This window comes from Streptomyces laculatispora (genome assembly GCF_017353455.1).
Lineage (GTDB): Bacteria > Actinomycetota > Actinomycetes > Streptomycetales > Streptomycetaceae > Streptomyces > Streptomyces laculatispora.
Window position 1 is genome coordinate 16,024 of sequence record NZ_JAFMPZ010000058.1, and the last position, 11,028, is coordinate 27,051.

General features: G+C 70.5%; 11 protein-coding genes. 6 read left to right on the forward strand and 5 right to left on the reverse strand.

Going from position 1 to position 11,028, the window contains the following annotated elements; all coding sequences use genetic code 11:
• Positions 1–78: 78 nt before the first annotated feature.
• Genes J1C73_RS02460 through J1C73_RS02470 form a run of 3 tightly spaced genes read right to left on the reverse strand, consistent with a single transcriptional unit; the run spans position 79 to position 2,610 of the window.
• Positions 79–840, reverse strand: a complete 762-nt coding sequence (locus J1C73_RS02460) for an FAD:protein FMN transferase (protein WP_242643601.1) — start codon at positions 838–840, stop codon at positions 79–81.
• Positions 833–1,276 carry an FMN-binding protein gene (locus J1C73_RS02465; RefSeq protein ID WP_207314859.1) on the reverse strand — a complete coding sequence of 148 codons (444 nt, stop codon included), beginning with the start codon at positions 1,274–1,276 and terminating at the stop codon, positions 833–835. The genes J1C73_RS02460 and J1C73_RS02465 overlap by 8 nt, the downstream gene beginning before the upstream one ends.
• Before the next feature lie 11 nt (positions 1,277–1,287).
• On the reverse strand, positions 1,288–2,610 hold the full coding sequence (locus J1C73_RS02470; protein WP_207314874.1) for a ferredoxin reductase family protein: 1,323 nt from the start codon (positions 2,608–2,610) through the stop codon (positions 1,288–1,290).
• Positions 2,611–2,826: 216 nt separating this feature from the next.
• Between J1C73_RS02470 and J1C73_RS02475 the strand changes: the two genes are divergently transcribed.
• Both J1C73_RS02475 and J1C73_RS02480 read left to right on the forward strand, forming a co-directional pair.
• On the forward strand, positions 2,827–3,561 hold the full coding sequence (locus J1C73_RS02475) for a response regulator transcription factor (protein WP_278186498.1): 735 nt from the start codon (positions 2,827–2,829) through the stop codon (positions 3,559–3,561).
• The gene (locus tag J1C73_RS02480; RefSeq protein ID WP_207314860.1) at positions 3,558–4,982 is read left to right on the forward strand and encodes a sensor histidine kinase; all 1,425 of its coding nucleotides are present in this window, start codon (positions 3,558–3,560) and stop codon (positions 4,980–4,982) included. The genes J1C73_RS02475 and J1C73_RS02480 overlap by 4 nt, the downstream gene beginning before the upstream one ends.
• A gap of 603 nt (positions 4,983–5,585) precedes the next feature.
• Here the strand turns inward: J1C73_RS02480 and J1C73_RS02490 are convergent.
• Positions 5,586–5,969, reverse strand: a complete 384-nt coding sequence (locus J1C73_RS02490; RefSeq protein WP_207314862.1) for an ArsR/SmtB family transcription factor — start codon at positions 5,967–5,969, stop codon at positions 5,586–5,588.
• Positions 5,970–6,063: 94 nt separating this feature from the next.
• On the opposite strand from J1C73_RS02490, the gene J1C73_RS02495 reads away from it, so the two are divergent.
• Complete coding sequence (locus J1C73_RS02495; protein ID WP_207314863.1) at positions 6,064–8,055, forward strand: heavy metal translocating P-type ATPase; 1,992 nt, start codon at positions 6,064–6,066, stop codon at positions 8,053–8,055.
• A gap of 209 nt (positions 8,056–8,264) precedes the next feature.
• On the opposite strand, the gene J1C73_RS02500 is transcribed toward J1C73_RS02495, so the two are convergent.
• Positions 8,265–8,498 carry a hypothetical protein gene (locus J1C73_RS02500; RefSeq protein ID WP_207314864.1) on the reverse strand — a complete coding sequence of 78 codons (234 nt, stop codon included), beginning with the start codon at positions 8,496–8,498 and terminating at the stop codon, positions 8,265–8,267.
• A gap of 325 nt (positions 8,499–8,823) precedes the next feature.
• On the opposite strand from J1C73_RS02500, the gene J1C73_RS02505 reads away from it, so the two are divergent.
• The 3 genes from J1C73_RS02505 to J1C73_RS02515 form a co-directional block, all read left to right on the forward strand.
• Positions 8,824–9,246, forward strand: a complete 423-nt coding sequence (locus J1C73_RS02505; protein ID WP_207314865.1) for a hypothetical protein — start codon at positions 8,824–8,826, stop codon at positions 9,244–9,246.
• A gap of 141 nt (positions 9,247–9,387) precedes the next feature.
• A complete protein-coding gene (locus J1C73_RS02510) occupies positions 9,388–10,497 on the forward strand; it encodes a PLP-dependent cysteine synthase family protein (protein ID WP_207314866.1) in 1,110 nt (369 codons plus the stop codon).
• The coding region (locus J1C73_RS02515; protein WP_207314867.1) for an MFS transporter at positions 10,494–11,028 on the forward strand (535 nt) is incomplete at its 3' end. The genes J1C73_RS02510 and J1C73_RS02515, both read left to right, overlap by 4 nt.

An 11,028-nucleotide genomic window follows, 5' to 3' on the forward strand; every position in this document is an offset into this window, starting at 1 on the left:
CAGGCTGGCGAGGCGGCACGTGCGCTGAGGGGCAGTCCGCGTCCTCGCAGGCAGGCGGGGCACGGGTCCGCTTCATGATCAGTACTGGCTGAATCCTGGTGTCCGCCATTCCTCGCCGTCCGGCAGCACGGCGAGGCCTTCGTAGCCGTCCAGGGTCTCCAGCCAGTCGCGGGCGCCGTCGCCTCTGGCGAAGGCGGCGGTGGCGTAGGCGTCGGTCATGGTCAGTCGTGGGCCGATGACGGTGAGAGAGGCGAACGGGGTAACGGGGGTGCCGTGATGCGGGTGGAAGATATGGGTGCCGCGTTCGGCGGTGCCGGAGGTGGCGACGGCCAGGTCGTGATGGGCTGTGACGACGGTGGCGAGCTCACCTGGACGTAGCGGGTGGGCGACGCCGATGCTCCACGGGACGCCGGGGGCCGCCTGGCCGCGGAGTTGCAGGTCGCCGCCGCCGTTGACGCAGGTGTGGTGGGCCCCGGCGTCGTAGAGGAGTTGCGACGCGGCTTCGGTGGCCCAGCCTTTGACGAGGCCCGAGGGGTCGAGGGCGCCCGCCGGAGCGATGCTGAACCAGCCGTCGCTGTCGCGAGTGGCTAGGGCACAGAGGGACAGGACCTCGTGGACCTCGGGTGGGCAGTCGGCCAGACGGATCTCACCCCGGTCGAGTCGGCTGATGTGGCTGTCGGGCCGGTAGGTGGAGAAGACCGCGTCGACGTGGTGAAGGTGTCCTACTGCCTCGGCAAGGGCGCCGTGGATGGCGGCAGTGGGCTCGTCCCGGATATCGAAGGAGAAGACCGTGCCCATCACGTGCTCGACGTGACGCAGGCCGCGTGCGGCGTCAGGCATGGGCCTGGTCCAGGGCACTCTGCAGGGACTGCATGTAGCCCTGGCTGGTGTAGCTGGCGCCTGAGACGGAGTCGATGTGCGCACTCTGGGCGCCGATCGCCTCCTGTGTGAGGCGGGGCAGCGCGTACGCGGCGATCTGCTGATCCCGGCCGTTCTGGTCCGGTGCCTGGAGGACCTTCACCTCGATGATCTTTCCCTTGGTGAGGGTGACGGCGACCCGCACCGTTCCGTACTGGGTGTCGACGGGATCGCCGGTGAATGTGCCCGTCCCTGTGGACGGCCCCGGCGAGCTGCCGGTGGGGGTGTGGGGGGCGGACGAGGCCGCGGGCGGCTGCGGCGCACTGCCGGCGAGGACGGAGAGCTGGTGGGGTTTGAGAGAGAGCAGCGCGACGACCAGGGCGCTGATCCCGCTGGTGACGAGGACGGCTCGGCGCATGACGGTTCTCCTCAGAACGCGAACGACTCGTGGTGGATACGCCGTGCCGGGACGCCGGCTTCCCGCAAGGCACGGGTGGCTGCCTGTGTCATGCCAGGCGGGCCGCACAGGTAGACGTCGTGCTCGGGCAGGTCCGGCACCAGAGTGTTCAGTCCCTGAGCGGTGAGTGGTGACGTGTAGCAGGCGGGTTCGTCGACGACGTAGTGGACCGTGGCCCGTCGGTGGGCCGCTATCGCGTCGATCTCGGCGCGCAGGGCGAGGTCGTCACTCCGGCGGGCCCGGTAGACGAGGGTCACTTCGCCCGTCAGCGTCTCGAAGAGCGTGCGCAGAGGGGTGATGCCGACGCCGCCTGCCAGGAGGAGCACCTTGGGTGCGGTGCGCCGGTTCGCCGTGAAGCCGCCGTAGGGCCCCTCGGCCCACACCCTGGTACCCGGCGTCAGATGGGCGAGGGCGGCACTGTGGCCTCCGGCGGTCTTCACGGTGATGCGCAGATTGTGTGGGTGCGCCGGGGCGGAGAGGGAGTACGGATTGGCGGTCCACCAGAGCCCCGGGGCCAGGAAGCGCCAACGCAGGAACTGTCCCGGCTCGCCCCCCAGCTCGTCCAGATGTTCGCCGGTGAGGTGGACGGAGACCACGCCTGGAGCCTCGGGACGGACCGCGATGACCCGCATGTGGTGGCGCAGTCCGCGCCGCACGGGAACGGCGAACCGGTACCAGCCCAGCAGGGCGGCAACGCCGAGGAAGAGCGTGTACCAGGCGATCTGGGCCGGGCGGTTGCCGACGAAGTCGGCTCCGTTGGAGAGCTGGTGTCCGAACGTGAGGAAGACGGCCAGATATGTGGCGAAGTGCAGATAGTGCCAGGTCTCGTAACTCATTCTGTGGCGGGCGGCGCGGGCCGAGAGGACTCCGGTGGCCAGGAACAGCAGGAAGCCGATCGTGCCCTTGAGCAGGTCGGGGTAGTGGAGGACGAGGGTGGGCGTCTGGCTGACCACGTCCGTATGAGAGGCGAGTGAGTAGCCCCAGATGATGAGCAGGGTGTGGGCGAGGGCGAGCGAGATCATGCAGCGTCCACCCAGAGCGTGCTGGCGGGCGAGCCGGTCCGTGCCGATCGTGTGGTCCAGGAGCGGGATGCGGGCCATCAGGGCCAGCAGTACCGCGCAGGCGTAGCCGGCCAGCAGTCCGGTGATACGTCCCGCGCCGGTGAGCCAGCCCGCCGGGCCGACCACCGCCGTCGTGTCGCTCCACCACAGGGCCAGTACCCCTGCGGCACCGGCCCAGATCACCAGCGGTAGCAGGAACGGCACGACGCTGCGGCGGGGCCGCCGGCGACGCATTCCGCGGCTCGCAGACGCGGTACTGGTGGACTTAGTGATCACGCGGCACCTCCCTGTGGGGGATCGCTTCGGGCAACGAGCAGCCAGCCTCACAGTCCAACCTCTGTGAACCCTCTGAAACAGCCCCTCACCGGCCGGGCTCAGAGAAGATTCAGAGGAAACTCAGAGGTGCGGCCCGCCCGCGCGTCGGCCCGCAAGGGGGATGCTGAAGGAACCATGGACGAGCCGCACCCGACATCTCAGCTGCACCGCCCCGACGGCGAACCCGTCCGAGTCCTCGTCGTCGACGACGAACCCGACGTCATCGACGTCCTGGCCGGCGTGATGAGCGGCGAGGGCTGGCTGGTCCGCACCGCCGCGGACGGCGCAAGTGCGCTCGCGACCGCCCGAGATTTCCATCCCGACGCGGTGGTCCTGGACTGGATGCTGCCCGACCTCGACGGCCTGCAGGTCCTGCGCGCCCTCAGACGCGAGGCACCTCGCGTGTGTGTGCTCTTCCTGACCGCCCGCGACGCGGTCGAGGACCGCATCGCCGGCATCACCGCCGGCGGCGACGACTACGTCACCAAGCCATACAGCCTGGAAGAGGTCCTGGCCCGGTTGCGCGGGCTCCTGCGGCGGGCCGGCATGCCGGCCGAGCCGGGCACGCACCGGCTCAGCGTCGGGGACCTCACCATGGACGAGGAGGCCAGGGAAGTCTGCCGCGCGGGATCCACCGTGGAGCTTTCGCGCACCGAGTTCGAACTTCTGCGGTTCTTGATGCGCAACCCGCGCCGGGTGCTCTCGAAGGACCAGATCCTCGACCGGGTCTGGGCCTACGACTTCGGCGGACGCGCCCACATCGTCGAGCTCTACATCAGCTACCTGCGCAAGAAGATCGACGCCGGGCGCACCCCGATGATCCACACGGTGCGCGGTGTCGGGTACGTCCTCAAGCCGGAGTCCCCGTGAGGCGCATGCCGCCTCGCACCCTGCGTGGCCAGCTCACCGCCGGACTCGTCATCCTGCTCGCCCTCGCCTGCATTGCCGTCGGAGTCACCACCGCCCTCGCTTTGCGGGGATTCCTGTTGGGGCGCCTGGACGAGCAGCTCACAGCATCCGGCGGCCGGTTCTCCGCCAGCCTGGAACACGAAGTCGAACCCGACGCCGACAACCGCCCCGACACCCGAGGACAGGCGGACTCCACCTTCGGAGCCCGCCTCCTGAACGGCACCGTCACCCAGGCCGCCGTCGTCGACGACACGGCCGACCGCTCCCTCCCCCTGACCGCCGAGGATCGCCGCTCGCTGGCAGACATCCCTTCCGACGGTCACGGCCGCAGTATCCACCTCTCCGCGCTGGGCGCCTACCGCGTCGTGGCAGTGCGGGGCGATGACCAGGACGTCCTGATCACCGGCCTGCCCCTGCACCCGGTCGAGGCGACCGTCCACCGCCTCGAAGCAGTCGAAGCCGCACTGTTCGGCGCCGCTCTCGTCATCACCGGTATTGCAGGAGCCCTGTGGGTACGGATCTCCCTGCGCCCGCTCCGACGGGTCACCGCCCGCGCGGCGGAAGTAGCCGGACTGCCGCTCGCCAGTGGCGAGATCGCCATGCCAGGACCGCTTGCCGACACCGACGCGCGCACCGAGGTCGGCCAGGTCGGCGACGCCCTCAACCACATGCTCGGCCACGTCGAGGACGCCCTCACCCGGCGTCAGGCCAGCGAGGAGCGACTCCGCCACTTCGCCGCCGACGCCAGCCACGAACTGCGCACCCCCGTCGCCAACATCCGCGGCCACGCCGAACTCGCCCTACGCCACCACGGCCCCGTTCCTGGAGAAGTACGTCATGCTCTGGTGCGCATCGACGGCGAATCGCAGCGCATGACACGCCTCGTCGACGACCTGCTGCTCCTCGCCCGCCTGGACGCCGGCCGCCCGCTCGAACACCAGCCGGTCGATCTGACCCTGCTGATCCTCAACGCGACGGACGGCGCACGCGCTGCCGGCCCGGCCCACCGCTGGCTCCTCGACCTGCCCGAGGAACCCGTCACCGTCACCGGCGACGCCCACCGGCTGCAGCAGGCCATCGGCAACCTCCTCGCCAACGCCCGCACCCACACTCCGCCGGGCAGTGAAGTCACCATCAGGCTCACATCCGACGAGACCTATGTGTCCCTCAGTGTGAGCGACAACGGGCCAGGCATCCCCGAAGACCTTCAACAAGAGGTCTTCGGCCGCTTCGTCCGCGCCGATCACGCCCGCTCCCGCAGCACCGGGAGCACCGGACTCGGCCTCGCCATCGTCCACGCCGTCATCACCGCCCACGGCGGAACCATCACGGTCACCAGCAGCCCCGGACACACCACCTTCCACCTGGAACTCCCCCACTGACGGCGCTTGGCCGGCCGCAGCTCCCCGGGCACCAGTCGTGGATGCATGATGCATGGCTCAAGCCGTAGCCTGATCCGCCGAGCGTGGACCACTCACCGCGGGAGAGATTTGAACCCCCCAGAATTGCGACTCCGTGGTGCTGGGATGCACGCACTACCCCCTGGTGGCGCCAAAGATTCTACAGAGCCTGCCCACCGGAACCACCCTGTACGACAGCGCGGAGGCAGTCGCCCGCCAAACACTGCAGCGATTGGACAGAACCACGGAATCGCACAGCAGCATGGGCTCCATCGACGTGGTACTCAGCGGGAGCCCCGGAGATCTCCCGGCAGGCGCCCACGCCTACCCGGTGGGTCGCGCCCTTGCCGCCGCAGCGCGGGTGCCCCGCGAAATTCTCATCACTGCCGCAACTCGCGCCTCTATGGCTGCTCCAGCGATCTGAGCAAGCCCCGGAACCCCTTCCTCTCGTCGGCCAGGCGTACAGCCAGTCCGTTCGCGACAGACCCCGGGAAATCACGGAGCGTGACAACTGCATGATCGCCCAGGACTCTTCACCCGCGCCGACAGCTGACAGCCGGACACAAGGTGCTGAGCTGGTCCGCGCTACGCCGTCGAGGCTGATGCTTCTGCGCTGGGCATGTCCCGCAGCCCCAGGCGGAGGTGCTCGACGTGGAAGAGGGCCTGGTCGAGGAGTTCCGCGACGTGGTGGTCGTACAGGGCGTAGACGATCGAGCGGCCGTTGCGTTCGCCGGTGACCAGGCCGAGGTTGCGCAGTAGGCGTAGCTGGTGGGAGCAGGCGGAGGCTTCCATGCCGACGGCTTCGGCGAGGTCGCCGACCGCGCAGGGGCCTTCCTGGAGACGGGCGAGGATCCGCAAGCGGGAGGGGGTGGCCAGGGCCTGGAGGGTCGCCGCGACGTCGGTGGCACCCACGGCATCCAGGCGCTCGCGGGTGGTGGCGGTGTTCTTGGCATCGGCTCCGTGACCCATGATGCCATCATACTGGCGATACATGAAGACCTGTTCAGATGATCCTGTAAGGTGAATGTGTCGCCACCCTCTGCCCGCGAAGGGTTGTTTTGTCATGCCTTCCGTCCTGCTCCAGCGTCCCCGAGCGGCCACGCCGACCGCACCGGGTGCGGCGCCGCGACGCCGCACCCGAGTGTTCGCGCTGGCCGAGGCCCGATGGGCCGCGGCCTCGCTGGTGCTGTTCCTGATCGCGCTGCCGCTGCAGCTGACCGGCGCCCCGGCCTGGGCGTGGGGCCCGCTGTACGCGGTGGCCTACGTCACCGGCGGCTGGGAGCCGGCCTGGGCCGGCCTTACGGCGCTGCGGGAGAAGACCCTGGATGTGGACCTGTTGATGATCGTGGCCGCGATCGGCGCGGCGTCGATCGGGCAGGTGATGGACGGCGCGCTGCTGATCGTCATCTTCGCCACCTCCGGCGCCCTGGAGGCGCTGGCCACCGCCCGCACCCAGGACGCGGTCCGCGGTCTGCTCGACCTCGCCCCCTCTACGGCCACCCGGCTGGCTGACGACGGGAGCGAGGAGACGGTCGTCACCGAGGACCTCGCCGTCGGCGACACCATTCTCATCCGCCCCGGCGAGCGGATCGGCGCCGACGGCCGAGTACTGGAGGGGTCCAGCGAGGTCGACCAGGCCACCATCACCGGCGAGCCGCTGCCGGTGGCGAGGGAAGCCGGCGATGAAGTATTCGCCGGAACCCTGAACGGCACCGGGGCCATGCGAGTGAAGGTCGAGCGGGACGCCTCCGACTCGGTGATCGCCCGGATCGTCGCCATGGTCGAGGAAGCCTCCGAGACCAAGGCGCCGACCCAGCTGTTCATCGAGAAGGTCGAGCAGCGGTACAGCCTCGGCATGGTCTTCGCGACCCTCACGGTCTTCCTGGTGCCGCTGGGCTTCGGCGCGGACCTCACCGGATCGCTGCTGCGGGCCATGACCTTCATGATCGTCGCCTCGCCGTGCGCCGTGGTGCTGGCAACCATGCCGCCGCTGCTCTCCGCCATCGCGAACGCCGGACGCCACGGCGTCCTCGTCAAGTCCGCCGTCGTCATGGAACGCCTCGGCCAGATCGACGCGGTCGCCCTGGACAAGACCGGCACCCTGACCGAAGGCACCCCCCAGATCACCGACATCCGCCCGCTGGCCGGCTCCGGCCTGCATGAGAACGCCCTCCTGGCGCTTGCCGCCGGCGCGGAGCACCCCAGCGAGCACCCGCTGGCCCGCGCAGTCGTCGACGCTGCCCGCGCCCGTGGCCTGGCCATCCCGGACATGGAGGACTTCACGTCCGCCCCCGGGACCGGAGTCACCGCCACCGTCGACGGCCACACCATCGCGGTCGGCGCCCCCGCCCGCCTCCTCAGTGACACGGACGCGGCTTCCGCCGAGGCCGCGGCTGTCGCCGAGAACCTGGAACATGAGGGCCGCACGGCCGTCCTCGTCCAGCGTGCCGGCGCGCCCGTGGGTGTCCTGGGCGTCGCCGACCGGCTGCGGCCCGACGCCACCGCTACCGTCGCCGCCTTGACCACGCTGACCGGCGGCGCCCCGATGCTGCTGACCGGTGACAACCCGCGCGCCGCCGCCCTGCTGGCCGATGAGGTAGGCATCAGCGACGTCCGCGCAGGGCTGCTTCCCCAGGACAAGGTCACCGCGGTCCAGGAACTGGAGAAGGCCGGCGCCAAGGTGCTGGTCATCGGTGACGGTGTCAACGACGCCCCCGCGCTGGCCGCCGCCCACACCGGCATCGCCATGGGACGGGCCGGATCAGACCTCGCCCTGGAGACAGCCGACGCGGTCATCGTCCGTGACGAACTCGCCACCGTTCCCACCATCGTGAGCCTGTCCCGCGCCGCCCGGCGCCTGGTGGTGCAGAACCTGGTGATCGCCGCAGTATTCATCTCCGGTCTGGTCATCTGGGATCTTGCCGGGCACCTGCCGCTCCCACTCGGGGTCCTGGGGCACGAGGGATCGACCGTGATCGTCGGCCTCAACGGACTGCGGCTCCTGCGCGACGCCGCCTGGCTCCGGGCCGCCGCACCCGCCCGGAGCCGGCGATGAGCCGCCGCAGCAAGAAGGAGGCCCCGCCCCGGGGGCGGTGCTCGCGCCGCGTACGGCATGAAATCGAAGACTGATCATCCGGGGCCGGGTCGTTTGCTGAACGCGAGTCACGACGGACCGGCTGGGAGGTACTCGGACGGACACGTTCATCTTGACCGCTGCACCTCACGGTGGCCGGCGTCGCGGGCCGGGGCAGGGCGGTGCGGTCATCAGGGCAGGCTCTGGGTGATCCGCCACAGACGGCGCGGCAGATCTCCCTCCTCGAAGGCGTGCACCTGTTCCAGCGTCCAGCCGTCGACGAGTGCGTCGACCAGGTCGCGGTCGAAGAAGTGCATGGCGAAGCCGCCGTGTTCGTAGACGCCGTCGCCATGGGTGATGCCGGCGCCGTAGTGGGCGCCGGCGGTGTGCCGGAGGTGCAGACGGACTGGAGGTCTCCTCGCCATGCATGCCGGGATGAACGACGTAGGTGTGCTGCCAGTGCCGCCGCTGCTCGTCCGCCGGCTCCTGGTCGCCGTCCGTCATCGTCCGCTCAGCCCCTCTTGCCCACCCGGCTGTGCCGGGTACCGACCCAGCCCAGACGTGGTGGCCAGCGATAGGACAGTCGGCTCACACCGGTCACCGGCAGCTGTCACTGAGGTGCAGGCATGGGGCCTCGGCGATGGCCTGGGACACGGCTCGACGCAGCGACGAGGGTTCTTCGGCCGGGCCTTCGGCGGGTCGAACCCGACCAGTTGTGACTTTGAGTGCTCGAAAAGATACATTGCGTGCATGACCGGTGCGATGACGCCCTCCTCGGCGCATCACCGCGCGTGGGACAGCGGCGTGCTCGTCGTCCTGATCTGGGTGGCATTCCACCTCCTTGGCTGCATGCACAGCCATGGCCCGGGGTTCGAGGGCCAGCACCATCCGCTGAACGCGCTACCCGCGGCTGCCGATCCCGTCGCCGCATCCGGCGCGGCCACTGCTTCCCTTCCCCAGCGCGCACCGTGCTGCCCCGAGACGGGCGATCACGTGGTGGACCGGATCCGCGGCGACGCCCCCACCCCGCCGGCGCTCGGCGGGGCACTGCCGGTCGATGCCCGGCCGGATGTGCCCGCCGCACTGACCGGTGCCGGAGCCGCGAGGGCTCCCAACCACAGTGCCGTTGGCGGGCGCTGCATTCTCACGGCCCTGTGCGTGGCGCGGACCTGACCGCTCCCGCACAGCCGCCTTCCACCTCACCCTGTCCGGCACCGCCGGGCGGAGCCTTGGCGGCTGTGTGTCCGCGCCCTGATCCGCCGATGCCCCGAGCCAGCCGATGTCCGGCCGGGGCCGAGGAGCCGTGACACCGTGATGGAAACCCACACCTACGCCCCTGCCCCCGCCTCCGCCCGCCGACCGTCCGATCTGGTCGGCCACACCCCGGTCCTGTGGATCGGTGAACCCCTTGCCGGTGCCGGCCGCGGTTTCTGGGCGAAGCTCGAAGGCCACAACCCGGGGGGCATCAAGGACCGACCCGGCCTGCACATGGTCGCTCGCGCCCGTACCCGCGGGGAGCTGGCCGATGGCGCGCCGATCATCGAATCCTCCAGCGGCACCCTCGGGCTGGGCCTGGCCCTGGCCGGCATCACCTTCGGACACCCGGTGACCGTAGTCACCGACCCCGGCCTTGAGCCCGCGATCGGCCGGGCCCTGGCCGCCTACGGTGCCAACGTCGAGACCGTTGCCCTCGCCCACCCGACCGGTGGCTGGCAGCAAGCACGGCGAGAGAAGGTGGCCGAGCTACTGGCCGCACAGCCGGGCGCGTGGTGCCCGGACCAGTACAACAACCCCGACAACGCCGCCGCCTACACACCGCTGGCCGCCGAACTCATCGCCCAACTGGGACGCATCGACGTCCTGGTCGCCTCCGTCGGCACCGGCGGCCACTCGGCGGGTATCTCCACCGCGCTGCGCCGGACATTCCCGGACCTTGCGCTGATCGGGGTGGACGCGACCGGATCGACGATCTTCGGGCAGCCCGCCGGACAGCGGCTGATGCGCGGCCTGGGCTCCAGCATCCACCCCGGCAACGTCGCCTACGAGGCCTTCACCGAAGTCCACTGGGTCGCCCCCGCCGAAGCGGTGCACTCCTGCCGCGCGCTGGCCCGCCACCACTACGCCTCGGGCGGCTGGAGCGTGGGGGCGGTCGCCCTGGTCGCGGGATGGGCCGCGCGCACCTACCCCGCCGGAACGAGGATCGCCGCGATCTTCCCCGACGGCCCCCACCGCTACCTCGACACGATCTACAACGACGGCTGGTGCCACGACCACCACCTGCTCAACACCCCGGCAGGGCTGCCGGAGGAGCCCGACGAGATCACCGGCCCGGGCGAGCGGACGGTGACGTCCTGGACGCGCTGCACCTCGGTCGCCGACCCGGCGCCGGCCGCCGTCCGCGCCGTGCTGGCCGGTGCCCGGTGAGGCGGCTGCGCGCCCAGCTGCGCTCCTTCGACTCCAGTCTGCAACTGCTGATGGTCAACCAGTTCGGCATCAACCTCGGCTTCTACATGCTCATGCCCTACCTCGCCGACCACCTCGCCCACGGCCTCGGCTTGGCAGCCTGGGCGGTCGGCCTGGTGCTGGGCGTACGCAACCTGTCCCAGCAGGGCATGTTCTGGCTCGGCGGCACCCTGGCCGACCGGGTCGGCTACAAGCCGATGATCCTGGCCGGCTGCGGCCTCAGGACGGCTGCGTTCGTGCTGCTGGCCGTCGCCGACACGCTGCCCGCGCTCATCATCGCCTCGGCTGTCACCGGGTTCGCCGGAGCGCTGTTCAACCCGGCGGTCCGCGCCTACATCGCGGACGGCGCCGGGGAGCGCCGGGTAGAGGCGTTCTCCTGTTTCAACATCTTCTACCAGGCAGGCATCCTGCTCGGCCCCCTCGCCGGACTCGCCCTGCTCGCCTTCGACTTCCGCCTCGTCTGCGCGGTCTCGGCGACCGTGTTCGGGGCGC